Annotated in this window: 18 protein-coding genes; 7 read left to right on the plus strand and 11 right to left on the minus strand. The window is 75.3% G+C overall.

Annotated elements, in window-relative coordinates:
* Nucleotides 1–111: 111 nt before the first annotated feature.
* The 3 genes from ACFWIC_RS21945 to ACFWIC_RS21955 form a co-directional block, all read right to left on the minus strand.
* Entirely contained in the window at nt 112–651 is a 540-nt protein-coding gene (locus tag ACFWIC_RS21945) for a hypothetical protein (RefSeq protein WP_380519818.1), read from the minus strand.
* 65 nt (nt 652–716) lie between these two features.
* Nucleotides 717–1091 (minus strand): hypothetical protein, encoded by a 375-nt coding sequence (locus ACFWIC_RS21950; protein WP_380519819.1) that lies wholly within the window; start codon nt 1089–1091, stop codon nt 717–719.
* 390 nt (nt 1092–1481) lie between these two features.
* A complete protein-coding gene (locus ACFWIC_RS21955; protein ID WP_380519820.1) occupies nt 1482–2309 on the minus strand; it encodes an arylamine N-acetyltransferase in 828 nt (275 codons plus the stop codon).
* 284 nt (nt 2310–2593) lie between these two features.
* Between ACFWIC_RS21955 and ACFWIC_RS21960 the strand changes: the two genes are divergently transcribed.
* From ACFWIC_RS21960 to ACFWIC_RS21985, 6 genes are all read left to right on the plus strand, one after another.
* A complete protein-coding gene (locus ACFWIC_RS21960) occupies nt 2594–3076 on the plus strand; it encodes a hypothetical protein (protein WP_329947590.1) in 483 nt (160 codons plus the stop codon).
* A gap of 289 nt (nt 3077–3365) precedes the next feature.
* Nucleotides 3366–4046 (plus strand): class F sortase, encoded by a 681-nt coding sequence (locus ACFWIC_RS21965; RefSeq protein ID WP_380519821.1) that lies wholly within the window; start codon nt 3366–3368, stop codon nt 4044–4046.
* Nucleotides 4047–4310: 264 nt separating this feature from the next.
* On the plus strand, nt 4311–5237 hold the full coding sequence (locus ACFWIC_RS21970; protein ID WP_329949560.1) for a hypothetical protein: 927 nt from the start codon (nt 4311–4313) through the stop codon (nt 5235–5237).
* 71 nt (nt 5238–5308) lie between these two features.
* Complete coding sequence (locus ACFWIC_RS21975) at nt 5309–6043, plus strand: response regulator (RefSeq protein WP_380519842.1); 735 nt, start codon at nt 5309–5311, stop codon at nt 6041–6043.
* Nucleotides 6040–7314 carry a HAMP domain-containing sensor histidine kinase gene (locus tag ACFWIC_RS21980; protein ID WP_329949561.1) on the plus strand — a complete coding sequence of 425 codons (1275 nt, stop codon included), beginning with the start codon at nt 6040–6042 and terminating at the stop codon, nt 7312–7314. The genes ACFWIC_RS21975 and ACFWIC_RS21980 overlap by 4 nt, the downstream gene beginning before the upstream one ends.
* Before the next feature lie 473 nt (nt 7315–7787).
* Entirely contained in the window at nt 7788–9173 is a 1386-nt protein-coding gene (locus tag ACFWIC_RS21985; RefSeq protein WP_380519822.1) for a hypothetical protein, read from the plus strand.
* An 85-nt stretch (nt 9174–9258) separates the two neighbouring features.
* Here ACFWIC_RS21985 and ACFWIC_RS21990 read toward each other — a convergent pair whose 3' ends face one another.
* A complete protein-coding gene (locus ACFWIC_RS21990; RefSeq protein WP_380353899.1) occupies nt 9259–9879 on the minus strand; it encodes a TetR family transcriptional regulator in 621 nt (206 codons plus the stop codon).
* Nucleotides 9880–9994: 115 nt separating this feature from the next.
* Here ACFWIC_RS21990 and ACFWIC_RS21995 point away from each other — a divergent pair, with 115 nt between their 5' ends.
* Nucleotides 9995–11035, plus strand: a complete 1041-nt coding sequence (locus ACFWIC_RS21995; protein WP_380519823.1) for an oxidoreductase — start codon at nt 9995–9997, stop codon at nt 11033–11035.
* 20 nt (nt 11036–11055) lie between these two features.
* Here ACFWIC_RS21995 and ACFWIC_RS22000 read toward each other — a convergent pair whose 3' ends face one another.
* The 7 genes from ACFWIC_RS22000 to ACFWIC_RS22030 all read right to left on the minus strand — a co-directional run bounded on the left by ACFWIC_RS22000 (nt 11056) and on the right by ACFWIC_RS22030 (nt 20271).
* Nucleotides 11056–11532 (minus strand): OsmC family protein, encoded by a 477-nt coding sequence (locus tag ACFWIC_RS22000; protein WP_380519824.1) that lies wholly within the window; start codon nt 11530–11532, stop codon nt 11056–11058.
* 381 nt (nt 11533–11913) lie between these two features.
* Entirely contained in the window at nt 11914–13392 is a 1479-nt protein-coding gene (locus tag ACFWIC_RS22005; RefSeq protein ID WP_380519825.1) for a M6 family metalloprotease domain-containing protein, read from the minus strand.
* Between the two features lie 204 nt (nt 13393–13596).
* Nucleotides 13597–15012 carry a cobyrinate a,c-diamide synthase gene (locus ACFWIC_RS22010; RefSeq protein WP_380519826.1) on the minus strand — a complete coding sequence of 472 codons (1416 nt, stop codon included), beginning with the start codon at nt 15010–15012 and terminating at the stop codon, nt 13597–13599.
* Between the two features lie 16 nt (nt 15013–15028).
* Complete coding sequence (cobO, locus tag ACFWIC_RS22015) at nt 15029–15634, minus strand: cob(I)yrinic acid a,c-diamide adenosyltransferase (RefSeq protein ID WP_329883393.1); 606 nt, start codon at nt 15632–15634, stop codon at nt 15029–15031.
* A gap of 6 nt (nt 15635–15640) precedes the next feature.
* Nucleotides 15641–17782, minus strand: a complete 2142-nt coding sequence (locus ACFWIC_RS22020) for a putative cobaltochelatase (RefSeq protein WP_380519827.1) — start codon at nt 17780–17782, stop codon at nt 15641–15643.
* Nucleotides 17783–17791: 9 nt separating this feature from the next.
* A complete protein-coding gene (locus tag ACFWIC_RS22025; protein ID WP_329883395.1) occupies nt 17792–19306 on the minus strand; it encodes a cobyric acid synthase in 1515 nt (504 codons plus the stop codon).
* Nucleotides 19303–20271: a cobalamin biosynthesis protein gene (locus ACFWIC_RS22030; RefSeq protein WP_329883396.1), complete on the minus strand. Its 969-nt coding sequence runs from the start codon at nt 20269–20271 to the stop codon at nt 19303–19305. The genes ACFWIC_RS22025 and ACFWIC_RS22030 overlap by 4 nt, the downstream gene beginning before the upstream one ends.
* Between the last annotated feature and the right edge of the window lie 98 nt (nt 20272–20369).

The following is a 20369-nucleotide window of genomic DNA, read 5'->3' on the forward strand; positions in this document are numbered from 1 at the left end:
GTTTGGGGGTTGTGGGTGGTGGCGGTGTGTGGGTTTGACCGCAGCGTGGTACCCCGGGGTGGGGGGGGGGGCCCCCAGGGTGTGGTGGGGGGGGGCCCGACGGCTTCAGGGTCAGGGTCGGTCGGTGGTGCCGAGGGCGTGGTCCTTGAGGAAGGCTCCCGCGTGGGCCGCGGCTTCCTCGGTGGTCGCGTACCGGGTGCCGTCGCCGGCGGTGCCCGGCGTGCCGTCCGCACCCGTTCCGGTCCACCGCCAGCCGCCGTCCGGGAGCGGTGTCAACCGGGCTGTTCCACCGAAGAGTTCGAGTGCTCGGGGCTCCGCCTTCGGGGTCTCCGGGCGGCTGACGGCCTCGGGCCACTTCTTGCGGGCGCCCTGCCGGGTGATTCCCCACACGGCGCCCAGTTGCTCGTAACTCGCACCGTAGGAACCGGCGGTGGCCGCCGCGTGGGCGGTCAGGCGCTTGACCTCGGCGTCCACCACCTTCCACGCGGCGAGGACGGAGAGCGTGATCTCCACGGGCTCCGAGGCCCACATGCGTTCCGGGGGGAGGCCGCTCTCCCGGGAGCGGATGGCCGTGGCCAGGGGATTCAGCGCCTCGTAGAGGGCCTTGTCGAGTTCCGCCTGCTCTTCGGGGGTGATCTCGGGCATCGCCATGCGGTAACCATAGTTTACGAACCCCGGAATCGTAAACCAAAGTTACCGAGATGGTGGGCGGTGACTCAGCGCCGCCGCCCGGCCCCCTCCGCCCCCTCCGCCGCGATCCGCCGGGCCCGGTGGCCGACGGCGCGCCAGGCGCCGAAGACCGGTAGCGTCACCAGCGCCACCCCGACCGCCTGGTGGATGCGCCGGTCCACCAGGGGGACGCAGTCGTCGTCCCGGTAGTGACGGGCGGCGGCGTCGAAGAACACGGGCGAACCGCAGTGCATCGACCCGGTGCGGTGGTCCACCGAGGCGGGCAGGAAGGCGAGGCCGAGCGCCCACAGCCACCCGGCCGCCGCCGGGAGCCCCAGCGCGTACAGGCTCCAGCGGCGCGCGCGGTCGGCGTGCCGCCACGCCCGCTCCTCACGCGCCCCCGGGTGTTCGGCGATCCCCACGTGTTCCCCCGTCCCGTCGGCGCCACTGCCGGAACGAGCATCTCACCCCGGTTCAGCAGTTCAACGTCGCTCCGGTGAAAGGCGGTTCGGCTGCCGGTGGGCCGACGGGGAGGTCCGGGCGGAGGCCCGGCCGGGGTCAGGGGCCGCCGGGGGAGCCGGCCGTGCGGACCTTCTCCGACTGCGGATCAGCGGGACCATCGATGATCCGCTCGGACGGAACGAGACGGTTGCTCCACCGGCCACCCGGCCGGCCACTGCATCCAACGCACCCATCCGGCGATCGTGGCAGGTCCGGCCCCTCAAGCCCACCGGATTTCGCACCGCCCACCCCGCATGAGAAGTCGGACCGGCCGACTTCTCATGCCGGTCCTGCGGCCGGTGGCGACCCTCTCAGCGCTGGGGGCGGATGTCGGACGGTGCGGCGATACCGAACTCGGACGCCAGCAACTCCCTGATCCCGTCGGGTCCGTCGACCTCCTCCACGGTGGTCGTCCCGTCGGGCCGTGTGCGGGTGAGGGTGGTCGCGTCGAGGCTCAGGTGGCCCGTGGCGTGGGTGCGCTGGACGAACAGGCGGCGGAACGGCGAGCGCGGGTGGGTCGCCACGTGCCAGTTGGCGACCCCGATGTCGGTGGCGGGAGCGTGGTCGAGGGTGAAGGAGACCAACTCCTCCCACCTGGCCGCCGCGTCGGCCGCCGTGCGTGTCCTGGCCTGGAGGACCCAGACCGGTGCGGGGCCGTCCTCCTCCTCGACGACCAGGCGGTTGAACCGCCCCAGCCCCTCCCGGACCAGGCCGGGAATCATCGGCAGTGGCTCCAACAGGGAACGGGCGGAGCCGAATCCGACGTCGACCAGGTGTCGGCCGCCCTCGCCCGGCACCCGGACCGCCAGCACCATGTGGGTCCGGGGGCGGACCTCGCCGGGGCGGGCGCCGAGCCGGACCCGGCCGGTCAACCGGGTGACCTCGAAGCCCACCTGTTCCAGCACGGCGGCGAACAGGGTGTTGTGCTCGAAGCAGTAGCCGCCGCGGGAGCCTTCGACGAGTTTGGCCTGGAGGTCGGCGAGGTCCAGCGAGGGGACCGAGCCGACGACCACGTCGATGTTCTCGAACGGGATGCCGAGGACGTGCGCGTGGTGCAGGGACCGGAGGGTCACGAGGGTGGGCGCCCGCTCGCCGTCCCATCCGATACGTGCGAAGTACTTCTCCAGATCAACGGTCATACGGCCACGGTACGGACCGGGCCGGGCCCCGGCTTCCGCCTCTGGTTGCGATCTTGGTGGACCGCGCGACCTAGGACCTCCGGGATCCACCCCTCCGGGGCCCGTCCTGGCGTGCCGCACCGGGCCCGGATCCCGTCACCCGACCGGCGCCCGAGGGCCGTTACACAGACGATGGGCGGCCGTGACACGACCGGCCGGGGACCGCGACACGGCGCTCCTAACGTCACTCACGACGCACCGGCCGCACCGGCCGGAACCAGCGTCCCGATGAAGGAGCGAACCGTATGACCAGCCGTACCCGTCGTGCCCCCGCCCGCCGCGTGCTCGCCGTCTGCGCCCTGACCGGGGCCGCCCTCCTGACCACCTTCACCGGCGGGCAGGCGTGGGCCGACGGTTCCCCCGCGCCCGCCCCGGCCACGCCCACCGCAGCCGCCCCGGCGGCCCCGCACGCCCCGGTCACGCCCACCGTCGTCCCCCCGGGGGCTCCGGCCCCGGGTACCACGCCCACCGCGGTCCCCTCGGCGAAGGCCGGCTCCGACGGTCCGGCCGTCCCCCGGGTCACCCCGACCCACCCGCCCACGACCGGGGCGGTCGGCGGCCCGCCGCAGGTCCGTGAGGTGCCCAAGGGCGCCGCCCAGGCCGGTGACGGATCCGGCTCGACCGGCTCCTCCGGCCTCATGCTGGCCGGCGGCGGCACCGTCGCGGCCGTCGGCGCCGCCGCGCTGGGCTTCGCCCTCCTGCGCCGCCGTTCCGGTGCGCGCGGCTGACAACGGCCCCGGGCCCTCAGGGCGTCCCGTCGTCCCGGCTCCGGACACGACCGTCCGCAGCCGGGACGACGGGACCCCGTCGCCGAGCGGCGGGCCCGGGGTCGACGAAGCGGCCGGCGGCGGCCGGCATGCCGGCCGGGCCGCCGGTCCGGCCGCCGCCCGCGACGGCGGCCGCGGCCGGAGCAACGGGGGGCACCGGCGCCCCCGTTCCGACGGACCCGGTGCGGCAGGGCTGCGCCGCACCGCCTTCGGTGCGGCGGGCCTGATCTGCGTGGTCCTCGGTACCTCGATGGCGTTCAACAGCACCCGCACCCCGGTGGTGCGGGTGGAGACCTCGGCCCGCGAGGCCACCGGCCCGGCGGCCACCGCCGGGAGCGCCGGGACCGGTCCCGGAACCGGGACCGGGACCGGGACCGCCACCGGGGCGGCGGCCACCTCCCCGGCCACCTCCCCGACCGCCGCCCCGGGCGCCCCCACGTCCGCCGCACCCCGGAAGCCCTTCGCGGCGTCCGCGCCGACCCGCCTCCTCGTCCCGGCGGCGGGCGTCGACGCCCCGGTGCCCGGCCTCGGCCTGAACGCGGACGGGACGGTCGAGGTGCCGACCGTGGCGCGGGCCGACGAGGCCGGCTGGTACCGCAACGGCCCGACGCCGGGGGAGAACGGACCCGCCGTCCTGATCGGGCACTACGACACCGCGAACGGCCCGGCGGTCTTCCACAAACTGCCGAAGCTGCGGCCCGGAGACCTGATCCAGGTGCGGCGGGAGGACGGCAGCACGGTGGACTTCCGGGTCCGTTCGCTGCTCCAGGCGGCCAAGGACCGGTTCCCGACCGAGGCGGTCTACGGCGACACGGCAGCACCCGAGCTGCGACTGATCACCTGCGGCGGCCGGATCGGCGCGGACGGCCACTGGACGGACAACATCATCGTCGTGGCGGACCTGGCCGACCCGGCGGGTCCGGCCGGCTGACGGCGCCGTCCGGCGCACCGGGACAATGATCACCACGACGGACCGGCACGCGGGCCGCCGCGCTTCGACGGCCCGCGTGCCGGCGGCGGCCGTTGCCGTCGCATCCCGCCCGGCGGCCCGCACGCCGCCGGGCGGAACCGCCGACCGCCGCCCCGGCGACCTACCACCGGCGACCTACCACCGGGGACGAACCGGCGCATCGCCGCAGACCGCGCCGGACCGGACCGCGCCGGACCGGGCCAGACCAGGAGAAGAGAACCGACCGTGGCAGCACCGCCTCCACCTCGCCGCAGCCGGTTCGGCGCCGCACCACGGGCCGCCCTGGCCGCCCTCCTCGCCGTCCTCGCGCTCACCCTGCCGGTCGGCTGCGCCGCCCCCGGCGGCCTGCGCGACCACGGCGCGGCCCAGCCGGTGACGCCGCCCCCGGTGCCGCAGCCGCTCTGGCCCGGTCTGGCCACGGTGCCGCCGCCGACCGCGCCCGCGGCCGGCACGGGCCAGGCCCCGGAGCCGCCGCCCCAGCCCGTCCCGGACGTCACCGCCGCCGGGCGGGACATCATGTCCGTCGACGTCCACGGCCTGCTCGCGAAGGATCCCGGGGTGAGCCAGGACGAGCAGCGGGCCCTCAGCGCCTGTCCGGCCTGCGAGCTCCGCAGCCCCGAGTACCGCGACCTCACCGGTGACGGGCGCCCCGAGCTGATCCTCGCCGTCGGCACGGCGGGCACCGCCGGGCCGGTGGTCCTGCACGTCTACACCCTGACCGGCGAGGGCCTCGTGCCCGTCCTGCGGGTGCAGGCGCTGGCGAGGTTCAGCGCGGAGACCGTCGGTACGGACCTGCGGCTGCACGAGTCGACCAGCGTGTGGGTCCGGACCACCAGTCACTACCGCTGGGACGGCGTGCGCCTCGTCCTGGTGGAGCAGACGAGCCAGGACCTCGGTCCCGTGCCCACGCCGTCCAGGCAGCCCACCCCGGAGCGGCAGGTGCAACCGACGGTGGGACCGGTCGTCAAACCTCCCGTGACGCCCTCCGCCCCGGGGCCGGCCCCCTCCGCGCTCACCCCGACCGCGCGGCCCACGGCGGATTCCGGTGCGGCGCCGGCCTCCCCGCGTGCCGGTGCCACTCCGCCCGTGCCGGTACCCGCCCAGCCCGTCCGTCCGACGACCCCCGCGGCTCCCCCGGAGGCCAAGCCTTGAACCGCGCAGCGCCCACCCACCCGCACATCCTGATCGTCGAGGACGACGAGGTGATCCGGGAGGCGACCCGGATGGCCCTGGAACGCTACGGCTTCCCCGTCTCCACGGCCGCGGACGGCCTGGAGGGGCTGGAGGTGTTCCACGCCGTCCGCCCCGACCTGCTGCTGCTGGACGTGATGCTGCCGCTGCTCGACGGCGTCGGCCTCTGCCGGCGGATCCGGGAGGAGAGCCAGCTGCCGATCCTGATGATGTCGGCGCGCACCGACCCGGTGGACGTGGTGTCCGGCCTGGAGGCGGGTGCGGACGACTACGTGGTCAAGCCGTTCGAGAGCGCCGTGCTGGTGGCGCGGATCCGTACCGTGCTGCGCCGGATCCGGGTCGTCCCGGCCACGGAGGCCCCGGCGGCCCCAGCCGCGTCCGTCACCGGCCCCGACGCGTCCGTAGCCGCACCCGCCGTACCGGCAGCACCCGCCGCCGCGCCGGCCGCCGCAGCCGCCGCCCCGGCGCCGAGGGCTGCCGTCCGCAGCTTCGACGGCATGGAGGTGGACACCGACTCCATGGAGGTCCGGGTCAACGGCCGGCTGGTCCCGCTGACCCCGACCGAACTGCGGCTGCTGCTGGAGTTCACCGCCGCGCCCGGCATCGTGCTGGAGCGGTCGAGCCTGCTGGAGCGGGTGTGGGACTACGAGTGGGGCGCCGACACCCGCGTCGTCGACGTCCACGTGCAGCGGCTGCGCGCCAAGATCGGCGGCGGGCGGATCGAGACGGTCCGCGGCTTCGGCTACAAGTTCCGGCGTCCCGAATGACGCTGCGCCGACAGATCGCGACCGCCGTCGCCGCCATCTCCGTCCTGGTCGCGGTGGCGGTCGGGCTGCTGGTCCACCAGGCGATGGTCCGTCAGCACGTCGACCAGGCCCGCCGTTCGGCGCTCACCGCGCTCGACTCGGCCCTCGCGTCCTACAAGCGCGGCGAGCCGGTCGGCGGCGGCACCGCGCTGGACGACCCGGCGACGCCGGACCGGCTGCGCGCCCTCGCGGCGGCCGGCCGGCACGGCTCGCAGCTGGCGGCCGGACCGCAGGGCGGCGAGTCGATGTGGGCGGCGGGAGGCGTCCACGGCGGGGTGCTCTCCGTCCGGGTCGACTTCACGCAGGACCGGCGGGCGATCGCCGACCTGGACCGGATCATCCTGATCACCGTCGTCGCCTCGGTCTTCACGACGGTGCTGGTCGGGGTGCTGGTCGCGGACCGGATCAGCCGGCGGCTGCGGACGGCGGCGACCGCTGCCCGGGGCATCGCCGCCGGGCGCACGGACACCCGGATCGGGGAGCTGGTCGACGGACGCGACGAGGTCGCCGACCTGGCGGCGGCCGTCGACCTGATGTCGCGGGCCCTGCACCGCCGGCTGGAGGACGAGCAGCGGTTCACCGCAGACGTCGCCCACGAGCTGCGGACCCCGCTGACCGGGCTGGTCACCGCGGCCGAACTGCTGCCGCCCGGCCGCCCCACCCAGCTCGTCCGGAACCGGGTCCAGGCACTGCGCTCGCTGGTGGAGGACCTGCTGGAGGTGTCCCGGCTGGACGCGGACGCCGAGACGCCGGACCTGTCGGCCGTGCCGCTGGAACGGGCGGTGCGCCGCACCGTCACGCTCACGGGCCTGGACGTGGCGGTCGAGTTGACGGACACGGCGGCCGGCGCGTCGGTGCGCACCGACCTGCGCCGGCTGGACCGCATCCTGGGCAACCTGCTGGTGAACGCCGACCGGCACGGCGGCGGCACGGTCCGGCTGCACGTCGACGGTTCGCGGATCACCGTCCGGGACCACGGACCGGGCTTCCCGGACGAACTGCTCAGGGACGGGCCGCAGCGCTTCCGCACCAGCGTGCGCGAGCGGGGGAAGGGGCACGGTCTCGGCCTGACGATCGCCCGGGGCCACGCCCGCGTGATCGGCGCGGAGCTGACGTTCGCCAACCACCCCGACGGCGGGGCGGTGGCGACCCTGGTCCTGCCGCCGGCGACCGCACCCGACCGGGACGGGGAGCCCGAGCCCGGGTCGGCAGGGCAGCGGCAGGGGGCCTGAACCCGCCGGGTCGGCGGCCACCATCACCCCGACGGGGCGGCCCCGGAGGCTCGCTGGAGTGCGCCTTCCGGCTCGGCCGCACCGGGACCCGCTAGCTGATCCGTCATGGAGAACGGCACCGACCTCTACGGCCCCGCGCTCGGCTCCCCCCGCCACTGAGCCGGCGGAGCCAGGGGGAGCCGGGCGGAGCCGGGGGGAGCCCGGCACGGTGAGGCTCGGGAGGGGCTCGGGACAGCTCCGGGAGGGGCTCCGGCAGGGCTCGGAAGAATTCTTCGCACCCACTGCAACCACTTCGCGCCCCACACGTCTTAGGTGATGTGAGGCCGGAAGAGCCACTCCCCCCAGGCGGGGTGAGGGCCGCTCGTGGGCGAATCAGTCCGCGTGAGCCGGTCGAGCCACTCAACGCATCCAGTCGCTGCGGCGCCGACGCTGTCCTCGGCATGCCCGCAGACCACGTGTTCCAGGGGGGAACCATGTCCAGCACCATCCCGGTCCGACGCTCACGCCGTACCCTCGCCGTCGCCGCGGCGGTCGCCGCCCTGGCCGGCTCGCTCATGCTTCCTGCGCAGGCCGCCTTCGCCGACAGCCCCGACTACGTCAAGGGCGCGAAGCTGTCCGTCCGGGCGCCGGCCGTCATCGGATTCGGCGGGCAGCCGGTGAGGTTCACCGAGAGCGTCACCAACACCGGCGAGAGGGCCACCAACTTCAAGCTCAATCTGCTGGTGACCGCTGCGGTGGGCGCGCCGCAGCACTCCCTCACGATCGACTACAAGGACCCGGCGAGCGGTGCGTGGAAGCCGGTCGAGATGGCGTACCACCACGGGGAGAACGGCACCTCCTACGACGGAACGGTCAGCGGCATCACCGTGGCCGTCGGCAAGACGGTCAAGGTCGACCTGCGCATCGGCGCCCCCGTGGACCGGCCGAACGGCGGCGGGAGCAACGCCGGCTTCCAGTCCCTCAAGCTGCGCTCCGCCGTGGGCTGGGGGCAGTCGGGGGTCCTGCTGGCCGAGAACTTCAGCACGATCAAGGTCGCCACCCCCACCTCTTCGCTGGCCCACGTGCCCGCCACGGCGGTGGCCGGCGGCGCGCCGATCGAGTTCGACGCGGTCCTGTCCAACTCCACGCCGTCCTCCTACGTCGGTCTCGGCAGCGCGCTCTTCGTCGGTGACCACGCCACCGTGCAGGTGCGCAGGGCGGACGGGACGTGGACCACGCCGACGAAGGTGTCCGGCGGACTCCCGGGGGACCCGCCCGGCGTCTACCTCCAGGGTCGCGATGCCACCGTCGGCGCCGGGAAGTCCACGGTGACCAAGGTGCGCGTCTCGTACGACAGGAGCACGCCGCCGGGGGGCGCGACGCTCAACCCGTGCCTCTTCGTCAATGCGGGCTCCCCGTTCCGCGGAACCGCCCGGTGCGGCAAGGCGGCCACCGTCAAGGTCGTCGCCCCGGGCACGGGCACCTCCGGCGCGGGCACCTCCACCCCGGCGCCGACCAAGTCCCCGACCAAGTCCCCGACCAAGGCGCCTGCCAAGTCGGCCACCCCGGCTCCGACCAAGGCGGCGCCCGCCAAGCCCGTCACCCCGGCCCCGGGCAAGGAAGCCCCGGGCAAGGAAGCCCCGGGCAAGGAAGCCCCGGGCATGGACGTCTCGGTGAAGAGCCCGGCACCGACCGCCTCCGCGTCCCCCACCGCGGCTGCCGCCGCGCCGGGGACCGCCGCCCCGACCGCGCCGGTCGACGGTGAACTCGCCGCCACCGGCTCCGGGTCCACCCTGGTCCCGGCTGCCGCCGCCACGGCGCTCGCCGCGCTCGGCGCCGGTGCGCTGCTCCTCGCCCGCCGCCTGCGCCGCCAGGCCTGAGCCGCCGGCCGACCCGTGCCCGCCCCGTCACCGACGGGGCGGGCACGGGCTCTTGCGCGGCCGGGGGAGCGGCGGAGGCGGGGCGTCAGACCGTGTCGAGTGACGGTGCGTCGAGTGACGGTGCGAGGACGGCGAAGGCCCGGTCGGTCAGGGCGGTCGGATCCGCGGTGCCGTCGCTCTCGCTCCAGCGTTCCAGTACCGCGCCGAAGGCGGTGAGCGCCATCCCCGCGGCGAGGCGCGGGTAGAGGTCGGTGCGGGCGTCGAGTCCGAGCCGTGCCGCCAGCTCCTCCGTCAACTCGTCGCGCCAGTGGTCCTGGTGTTCCAGGAGCCGGGCGAGCAGGGCCGGCGTGCGCAGGATCAGCTGGACGACCCGCAGCGCCCGGTCCCCGCGGTCGCCGCAGTGGGCGAGCGGGGCGCCGACCGCCGCGCGCAGCGCCGCCGAGGGGCGCTCGTCGGCCGGTCGGGCCGCCAGGCCCTCGCGGATGCCGGTGCCCAGATCGGCCAGGAACCGGACGACCACGTCCTCCTTGGACGCGAAGTACCGGAAGAACGTCCGTTTGGACACGCCGGCGTCGGTCGCGATGTCGTCCACGGTGACGGCGTCGAACCCCCGGGCCGTCAGCAGCTGGAACGCGGCCTCGGTGAGCTCGTCCACGACGAGCTGCCGCTTGCGCTGGGCCAGGCTGACGGCGGGGCGGGAGGTCATGCCGTGATGGTACGGCATGTCACCGGCGGCACCAAGGCGCGATCCGTTACCAAGTGACGTAATAACACCAGGGCGCGCCTTGACACTCGGTGACACCGGAGCCAGCATGTGTCACATGACAGGGGAACCGGAAGGACGTCCGGAGTCGGTGTCGGAGCGGCCGAGGCCGCAGCAGCAGCAAGGGCGGTGGGGCGCCGTGGACATCCCGGACCAGACCGGCCGGGTCTTCGTGGTCACCGGAGCCAGCGGCGGTCTCGGGCTGGCGACCACCAGGGCACTGGTCCGCAGGGGAGGGCACGTCGTCCTCGCCGTGCGGGACGAGGAGAAGGGACGCAGGGCGGCGGACGCGGTCGTCGCCGGCCTGCTCGCCGAGAGCGCGGACACCCCCGACACGGCCTGGGACGTCACCGACACCCGGGCACTGGAGGCCCGGCTCGAAGTCCGCCGCCTCGACCTGGCCGACCTCGACGCCGTCCGGGCCTTCGCCCGGGGGCTGCGCGCCGACCGTCCGAGGCTGGACGTGCTCGTCAACAACGCGGGCGTGATGGCCCCGCCCCGGACGCTCAGTGCCCAGGGCCACGAGCTGCAGTTCGCCGCCAACCACCTCGGCCACTTCGCGCTCACCGGGCTGCTGCTCGGCGCGCTGGCGGCAGCGCCCGACCCCCGCGTGGTCACCGTCAGCTCGGTCAACCACCGCAAGGGGCGCATCCGCTTCGACGACCTCGACGGTGCCCGCGCCTACGCGCCGATGGCGTTCTACGACCAGTCGAAGTTCGCCAACGCGGTGCACGCCCGGGAACTGCACCGGAGGCTGGTCGCCGCAGGCAGCCCGGTCCGCAGCCTGCTGGCCCACCCCGGCTACGCCGCCACCGGTCTCCAGACCGGCGCGCCGACCGGCCTCGTCCGGCTGCTCTTCGGCCGGATCCTCCGGCCGCTCGCCCAGACGGCGGCCGACGGCGCACTGCCGCAGCTGTACGCGGCGACCGCCCCGGACGTGCGGGGTGGTGAGTTCCTCGGCCCGGACGGGCGCGGCGAGCTGCGCGGCGCCCCGGTCCGCGTCCCGTTGGCCCCGGCGGCGGCCGATCCCGGGACCGGCCGCCGCCTCTGGGCGCTGTCGGAGGAACTGACCGGGGTGCGGTACGGGCTTCCGGCCTGACCGCGCCGCCGCCCGGTCCGTCAGGCGGGCTGCGCCACCGTCACCGCCGGCTCGTGCCGGACCGGGAAGTTCACCGAGTTGGCGATGTAACAGGCCCGGTGCGCGTCGGTGTGCAGGGCGAGTGCCTTCTCCGTCATCCCCTTCTCGGCGACCTCGACCCGGGGGTGCAGCACCGCCTCGGTGAAGTGGCCTCCTTCGGCGGTCTCGGCCATCGTGCCGGTCGGGCGGTCGGTGTACGCGGTGACCACGACGCCGTTCACCGCGCACAGGTGCAGGTACCAGAGCAGGTGGCACTGGGAGATCGAGGCGAGGAGCAGCTGCTCGGGGTTCCACCGGGTCGGGTCGCCCCGGAAGGCGGGGTCGGAGGAGCCGGGGATGGGCGGGCGCCCGTCCGCCGCGACCTCGTGGTCCCGGCGGTAGGAGCGGTAGTCGCTGGTGCCGGTGCCCTGGTTGCCGGTCCAGGTGATCTCGGCGGTGTAGGTGTGCAGCTTGGCCATCGGGTGCCTCTCCGAGCGGAGGTCGGTGGGGATTCCGGCACCCAGTCAACAACAGCCCCCGGCGGTCCCGTTCGGCAGGGACCCGCGACCGCGGGCCGGTGACCCGTCGCCCGTCGCCCGGCCCGGACGCGCGGTCCCCGGGTGGGGTCCGGCCGGCCGTGTGCGCCGGACCCCGGCCGTGATCGCCGCCGCTGCCCGGTCCGGCCTCACCTCTCGCGCCGGGCGCGGCTCCGCCGGAGCCACCGTCGGAGCCGCACGGGCGGCGCGTCGGGCGGGGGCGGCGATCACTTGGTGCGGCAGTGGTCCTCCTGAACGGTCCTCCTGAACGGTCCTCCTGAACGTCCTGCGGACGGGTGCGCGCGGAGGCGCGCGGCCACGGCCTCACTCGACGGTGACGTCCACCTCCATCCGGTCCGCCCCGGGTGTGCCGGAGACGGCGAGGGTGACGCCGCTCCAGGTCCCGTCGGGCAGGTCCAGCGGCGGCTTGGTGTTCTCCCCGATGCTGGAGTTGTCGAGCGACGGGTAGAGGTCGTCCGCGTCGCCGCGTTCGTCCGCGCCGAAGATCTTCGCCAGGTCACGCCGGCCGTCGGCCTGGAGGAGCTCGATGGCGAGCCGGCGCTCGTCGTTGACGTTGTCGATGGCCTCGTCGACGACGTAGGCCGCGATGCCCTCGTCGGGCAGGAACTCGTCCTGGCCGCTCTGGCGGCGGTACTCGACGACGATGTACTGGCTCTCCCGCATCCGCCCCGGGTTCGGGTTGCGGACGAACAGCGAGTCGCCGCCTTCGGCGACGGGCCGCAGGGAGATGCCCGCGGTGGTGCCGTCGATCTCCTGCGGGGTGGCCCAGCCGTGGAACATCCGGAGCATGCTGTTCGGGTAGACCGGGGTGGTGCCCTTGTTGCCCCAGGAGCCGCCCGCCATCAGGCAGTAGTTCCCGAGACCGTTGGAGACGGTGGTGGTGACGCGTCCGGTGTCGTAGAAGTCGGCCCAGCGGGCGGCCAGGTGGCCCCATTCGTGGGCGCAGACGCCGACCTTGCAGTCCTCGGGGACGGTCAGGAACGTCTGCACCCGCAGGTTCGGTGCGACCTTCACCCCGTTCTCGCCGGGCGGGTTCCACTTGAGGCTCCACAGGTTGCCCGGCTGGTCGGACTCCCGGAGCTCCTCGGCCCCGCGGCCCGCGTGGACGATGAACAGCGCGGTGACGAGGCCCTCGTCGAGGGCGTCGAAGCCGCCGGTGAAGTCGATGCCCTCCCGGAGCGCGATGTCGAGGGTGTCCGCGGCCATGCCCTGGGCGTTGGCGGGCGGGTCGCCCATGCCGGACCGGTTGTCGGCGTAGAAGGAGAGCGGGTGCGGCAGGCGGAACCAGCCGTGCACCTCGCCCTGGACGTCGATGCCGTGCGCGGTCGGGCGGGCGGGGTCGAAGCCGCTGATCCGCCGGTAGTAGTCGCGCATCGAGCCGGTGGCGAAGGTGCCCGCGCCGAAGAGCAGCTGCTCGAAGTGTTCGACGGTGTGGGCGGGGTCGTGCGGCCGGTCGGGGAAGTCGACCAGGAGGACGAGGGTGCGGATCTCGCCCTTGAGCTTCCTGGACGGACGGGTGATCAACTGGGCCCCGGTGCTGGGACCGGGGCGGACGGCCCCGTCGTCGAGGCCGATGAGGTTCTCGCCGCGGCGCTGGGAGCGCCAGACGTAGTAGTACTGCTCGAAGGTGATGTCCTGCGGCAGCCGGCGGGTCCTGATCAGCTCCCGGTAGTGGGCACGGAGGGCGGCGAGGGCGTCGGGTGACATCGGCACCGGGCAGGGGTGGTGGTCGTCGAGGGAATGGTGGGGGCGGTGATGCAGCGGGGTTAAGGTGTGACGCATAGTGACGGCTCCTTAGAGCCTGTTCACCCCGCGGGGGCGTGTTCGGCGCCCCGCCGAGTGGGCGGTCGCCGGCAATCGGTCGGCTCGCCGAGTGGGTCGGGTCTGGCCGGTACCGGTCGCGAATGGGGCGATATGCGGTTATCAGTCCCTATTTTGACGCCCCGGGCGGTGAAAGCACCAGGGTCGAAGGGGGGTCGGTTCCCCTCAGTTCGCCCGGTGGGCCGCCGCGGCGGCCGCGAACGAGGCGGCGAGCTGCGGAGATCCCGCCCAGTGCAGATGCAGATACGAAGCGTGAACGTTTCCGGCCGCGAACCCCTCCGTGCGCGGGCCGGTCGGCAACCGCCAGCCCCAGGCGGCCCGTTCGCCGGCCCCCGGCTCGCAGACGGTCCGGTGGAACTCGTGCCCGCGCACCCGGGTGCCGGTCGGTGCCAGCGGCGAGTCGTGCAGCGCCACCGCCTCCCGGTACCCGAGGGTCAGCCGCTCGGTCATCCGGGCCGAGGTGTCCAGCACGCCGCACATCGGCAGGCCGTCCAACTCGCGGCCGAGGTAGAGCAGTCCGGCGCACTCGGCGGCGACCGGCCCGCCCGAGGCGGCGAACGCGGCGATCGCGGAACGGAGTTGCCCGTTCGCGCTGAGTTCCCGGACGTACAGTTCGGGGAACCCGCCGCCGATCACCAGGCCCGCCGTGCCCTCCGGCAGCCCGTCGGCGTGCAGCGGGTCGAACGGGACCACCTCGGCGCCGGCGGCGGTCAGCAGCTCGGTGTTCTCCGCGTACGAGAAGGAGAACGCGGCGCCGCCGGCCACCGCGATCCGCGGCGCCCCCGCCCGCGGCGCCCCCGCCCGCGGCGCCCCGGCCACCGGAAAGCCCGCCGCCACGAGCTCGGCCATCTCCGCGGCGGGGTCCCACGGCTCGGCGTCCAGCGGCGGCGCGGTCCGCGCCAGCGCCAGCACCGCGTCCAGGTCCACCGAGGCGGCGACCAGCTCGCCCATGTCGGCGACCGCCCGGAGCGCCTCCGCCGAGCGCTCCACGGCCGGGATCAGGCCGAGGTGGCGGGACGGCGTGGCGACCGCCGCCGAGCGCCGGACCGAGCCCAGCACCGGCACGCCCGAGCCCTCCTCCAGGGCCTCGCGCAGCAGCTGCTCGTGCCGGTCGGAGGCGACCCGGTTGAGGATCACCCCGGCCAGTCGGACCTCCGGGTCCCAGGACGCGAAGCCGTGCACCAGCGCGGCCACCGACCGGGACTGCGACGAGGCGTCCACCACCAGCACCACCGGTGCCCGCAGCAGCTTGGCGACGTGCGCGGTGGACGCCAGCTCGCCGCGCCCCGAGGCGCCGTCGTACAGGCCCATCACGCCCTCGACCACCGCCACGTCCGCACCGGCCGCGCCGTGCAGGAAGAGCGGCGCGATCCGTTCCGGCCCGCACATGAACGCGTCCAGGTTGCGGCCCGGCCGCCCGGCCGCCAGCCCGTGGTAGCCCGGGTCGATGTAGTCCGGGCCGACCTTGTGGGGGGAGACGGCCAGCCCGCGCGCGGCGAGTGCCGCGATCAGGCCGGTGGCGACGGTGGTCTTGCCGGCGCCGGAGGACGGCGCCGCGACGACGAGACGGGGGATGTTCACGTTCAGGGTTTCCGGTCTACCACTCGATACCGCGCTGGCCCTTGCGGCCGGCGTCCATGGGGTGCTTGACCTTGGTCATCTCGGTGACCAGGTCGGCGAAGCCGGTGAGCGCCTCGGGCGCGTACCGGCCGGTGACGACGACGTGCTGGCTGCCCGGGCGGTCCTTCAGGACGGCCACCACCTCCTCCGGGTCCACCCAGCCCCAGTGCATCGGGTAGGTGAACTCGTCCAGCACGTAGAAGCGGTAGGTCTCGGCGGCGAGGTCGCGCTTGACCTGCTCCCAGCCCTCCTTGGCCGCCGCCTCGCTGTCCATCTCCATCTCGGAGGAGCGCTGGATCCAGGACCAGCCGGAGCCCATCTTGTGCCAGTCGACCGTGCCGCCCTCGCCGGAGGCGCCGAGCACGCGCAACGCGTTCTCCTCGCCGACCTTCCACTTGGCGGACTTCACGAACTGGAACACCCCGACCGACCAGCCCTGGTTCCAGGCGCGCAGCGCCATGCCGAAGGCCGCGGTGGACTTGCCCTTGCCGGGGCCGGTGTGGACGGCGGTGATCGGCATCGTACGGCGCTGGCGGGTCGTCAGGCCGTCGTCGGGGACACTCTCGGGAACACCCTTGGGCATGTCGGCTCAGGCCGCCTTTCGCGTAGTGGTGGTGGGGCGGTTGTCGCGGACGAGGGAGGCCACGCCCTCGGCCCGCAGCTCGTCCAGGGTCACGGCGGTGGCGCGGAGCCGTGCGGCCAGCGTGCGGGCCAGGCCGAGCCGGACCGGTCCGGACTCGCAGTCCAGCACCACGCTCGCCACGCCCTGCCCGGCCAGCAGCCCGGCCGCCCGGTGCGACTGCGCGACGGCGTCGCGGGCGCCGGTGGCCCGGCCGTCGGTGACCACGACCAGCAGCGGGCGGCGGTCGGGGTCGCGCAGCCGCTCGACCCGCAGCACCTCGTGGGCGCGGAGCAGCCCGGCGGCCAGGGGGGTCCGGCCGCCGGTGGGCAGGGTCTCCAGCCGGGCCGCGCCGACCTCGACCGAGGAGGTGGGCGGCAGCGCCAGTTCGGCGGACCCGCCCCGGAAGGTGATCATGCCGATCTTGTCCCGGCGCTGGTAGGCGTCCATCAGCAGGGACAGCACCGCGCCCTTGACGGCGGTCATCCGCTGCCGGGCCGCCATCGAGCCGGAGGCGTCGACCACGAACAGCACCAGGTTGGACTCCCGTCCCTGGCGGACCTGTTCGCGGAAGTCGTCCTTGTGCAGCACCAGGGCGCGGGACGCCCGGCCGCGCGCCACCTGGTGCGGTGCGGCGGCCCGCAGGGTGGCGCTCAGGTGCAGCCGGGCCAGCCGGCCCTGCGGGCGGCGGGACCTGATGGTGTGGCCGCCGTCGGTCTCGGCGGGGGAGCGGCGGCCCTGTGCGCCGCGCCCGGTGCCGTCGACGGCGAACAGCCGGGTCCGGTACGGGTCGCCGGCCGCGACGGGCGCCGACTCCCGGGCGGGGGAGGGGTGCTGGGCCGGGACGGGCTGCGGGAGTGCCGGGTCCTCGTCGGGGGAGGTGGCGTCGGCGCCGGCGGGCGGGCCGTCCGGGCCGGTCGGCTCGGGGGCGCCGCCACCGCCGTCGGGGCCGGGTCCGTCGCCCTCGGGGCCGTCCGGGCCGTCCCCGGGGTCCGGGTCGGGGTCCTCGTCCGACTCCCGGGCCTCGGCCCGCCCCTCCGCGAGGGCCTCCTCCTCGTCCTGCCGGGCCTGCTCCTCGCGGGCCTCCTCCTGCTCCTGCCGGGCCTGCTCCTCCAGCGTCCGGTCCAGCAGCTCCTCGTCCAGCCCGGGCGCGTCGAAGGGGTTGCGCCGGCGCCGGTGCGGCAGCGCCAGCTGCGCGGCCTTGCGGACGTCCTCCTCCAGCACCTCGGTGCGCCCGGACCAGGCGGCCAGCGCGACGGCGGTGCGCGCCATCACGATGTCCGCGCGCAGCCCGTCCACCTCGAACGCGGCGCAGACGGCGGTGATCCGGCGGAGTGCCGCGTCGGTCAGCTCCACCTTCGGCAGCAGCTCCCGGGCGGTGGTGATCCGCAGGGCGAGCGCCCGCTCGTCCTCCTCGAACCGGTCGGCGAAGCCCGCCGGGTCGGCGTCGTAGGCGAGGCGGCGGCGCACGACCTCGGCCCGCTCCACCGGCTCCCGGGTGGCGGCGATCTCGACGGTCAGGCCGAACCGGTCGAGCAGCTGCGGCCGCAGCTCGCCCTCCTCCGGGTTCATCGTGCCGACCAGCAGGAACCGGGCCGCGTGCCGCACCGAGACGCCCTCGCGCTCGACGTACGAGCGGCCCATCGCGGCGGCGTCCAGCAGCAGGTCCACCACGTGGTCCTGGAGCAGGTTGACCTCGTCGATGTAGAGCACGCCGCGGTGCGCCTGCGCCAGCAGGCCCGGCTCGTACGCCTTGACGCCCTCGGCGAGCGCCCGCTCCAGGTCCAGCGAGCCGACGATCCGGTCCTCGGAGACGCCGACCGGCAGCTCGACCAGCCGGGCCGGGCGCGAGGACGCCCCGGCGCCGGCGTGCGCGCCGTCCGGGCACTGCGGGTCGGGCGCGGCCGGGTCGCAGGCGAAGCGGCAGCCGTCGACGGTGGCGATGGACGGCAGCAGGCCGGCCAGCGCGCGCACCATGGTCGACTTGGCGGTGCCCTTCTCGCCGCGGACGAGCACCCCGCCGACCGCCGGCGAGACCGCGTTGAGCAGCAGCCCGAGCCGTAGGTCGGCCATGCCGACGATCGCGGTGAACGGGTAGCGGACGTCACTCATGATTCTCGCTCACGATTCTCCCCAAGGGGCCCCGGGCGGCAGGAACGGCAGCGATCCGGCCGCCGGCACCCCGCCTTCGATCAGCTTCCACAGTGCGTCGGTGTCCGCGTGTTCCTCGATCAGCTCCCCCAGTCGGTCCAGCCGGGCCTCGCGCGCCGCCGCGAACGAGGTGTCCGGCGCGGGGACGAACGCCCGGCCGGCCGATGCGGCGACGTCGCGCAGCAGTTCGCGCCGGAAACCGTCGTTCTCCAGCGCGCCGTGCCAGGTCGTCCCCCAGACGGAGCCCACCCGGCAGCCGTCCAGGAAGGGGGTGCCGCCCTCGACGGTGACCACGCCGTGGTGGATCTCGTAGCCCTCGACCCGCTGCCCGTACGCCTCGCCGACCGGCCGGCCCAGCACCTTCTCGACGCCGAACCGGACGTGCGTCGGCAGCAGGCCGAGCCCCTCCACGGCGCCGGCCTTCGACTCGACCTCGTCCACGACGGTCCGCGCCAGCATCTGGTAGCCGCCGCAGACGCCGAGGACGGGACGGCCCTGCGCCGCCCGCGCCTTCAGCGCCGTCTCCAGGCCGCGCTCGCGCAGCCAGGCGAGGTCCGCGACGGTGGCCCGGGTGCCGGGGAGCACGACGAGGTCGGCGTCGGCCAGCTCCTCGGGCCGGGTGGCCCAGCGGACCAGCACCCCGGGCTCCTGGGCCAGCGCGTCCAGGTCGGTGAAGTTCGACAGCCGGGGGAAGCGCACCACGGTCACCCGCAGCACGTCCGCGCCGAGCGGCCCGCGGCCGGCCGTGCGGTCGACCACGGTGGACAGGTCGAGCGAGTCCTCGGCGTCCAGCCAGAGGTCGGGCAGCATCGGCAGGGTGCCCAGCACCGGGCGGCCGGTCAGCTCGCGGAGCATCTCCAGCCCGGGGGCGAGCAGCCGCGCGTCGCCGCGGAACTTGTTGACGAACCAGCCGGCCACGTGCCGCTGGTCCTCGGCCGAGAGCAGCGCCAGCGTCCCGTACATCGCCGCGAACACCCCGCCCCGGTCGATGTCCCCGACCACGACGACCGGCAGCCCGGCGGCGGTGGCCAGGCCCATGTTGGCGATGTCCCGGTCCCGCAGGTTGATCTCGGCGGGCGAGCCGGCGCCCTCGCAGATCACCACGTCGTACCGGCGGCGCAGGTCCGCGAGGCACTCCAGGGCCCGCTCCAGCAGCACCGGCTTGCGGTCGCGGTAGTCCAGCGCGCCGACCTCGGCGACCGCCCGGCCGAGCAGCACGACCTGGCTGCGGCCGTTCGCGCCGGGCTTGAGCAGCACCGGGTTCATGGCCGCCTCGGGCTCCACCCGGGCGGCCTGCGCCTGCATCGCCTGCGCGCGGCCGATCTCGGCGCCGTCCGCGGTGACGAAGGAGTTCAGCGACATGTTCTGCGCCTTGAACGGCGCGACGCGGACGCCCTGACGGGCCAGCCAGCGGCAGATGCCGGCGGTGACCACGCTCTTCCCGGCGTCCGAGGTCGTCCCGGCGACCAGCAGTGCGTTGCTCATGCCCCACCCCTTCTCCTGCTCAGGGCCGCCCGGAGCAGCAGATGCCCGGCGACCGTCGTACCCAGCGCCAGCGCGCCCACCCGTCGGGAGAGCACGCAGGCCCGCTCGATGTCGTCCACCCCGACCGGCCGGAGCCCCTCGCCGAGCACCGGCCGGTGCTCGACGCGGTCGCCGTACCGGAGCGTCCCGCCCAGGCGGACGCCGACCGCACCGGCGAAGGCCGATTCGGCCTGGCCCGCGTTCGGGCTGGGGTGTGCGGAGCCGTCCCGCCGCCAGACCCGCCAGGCGGTGCGCGGTTCGGGCGCGGCGGCGACGGTCAGCAGCGCGGTCAGCCGGGCGCCCGGCCAGCCGGCCACGTCGTCCAGCCGCGCGGAGGCCCAGCCGAACCGGGCGTACCGGGGCGAGCGGTGGCCGACCATCGCGTCCAGGGTGTTGACGGCGCGGAACGCCAGCAGGCCCGGTGTGCCCGCGAGCCCGCCCCAGACCAGCGCGTTGACCACGGCGTCGGCGGTGTTCTCGGCGACCGACTCGACCACCGCGCGGGCCAGCTGGGCCTCGTCCAGGGTGCTCGGGTCGCGGCCGCACAGGTGCGGCAGCCGCTCCCGGGCCGCCGTCAGGTCGCCCGCGGCGAGCGAGCGGCCGATGGTCCGGGCCTCCCGGGTCAGCGAGGTGCCGCCGAGCACGGTCCAGGTCGCGGCGGCGGCCAGGGCGGCCCGCCCGAGCGGCCGGCGGCCGAGCAGCCGGTCGGCGGCCACGGCGCCGGCCGCGACGGTGCCCACGCAGAGCGCGGTGTAGGCGGTGCCGGTGGCGCGGTCGTCGCGCCAGATCCGCCGTTCCAGCCGGTTCGCGGCGGTGCCGAAGACGGCGACCGGGTGGCCGCGGCGAGGATCGCCGAGCCGGGTGTCGGCGAGGTATCCGGCGACTGCGCCCGCGGCGAACGCGGCGGCGCGGGTCAGCGGACGCACGGCGGGGTGCGGTGGCGGGTCGTCGCGGCCGGGGCAGGCTGCATCGCGTGGGTGTCCTCACTCAGGGTCCGCGCCCTGGATCGACGTACCGGGGGCGA

The organism is Kitasatospora sp. NPDC127035 (assembly GCF_042726075.1).
Lineage (GTDB): Bacteria > Actinomycetota > Actinomycetes > Streptomycetales > Streptomycetaceae > Kitasatospora.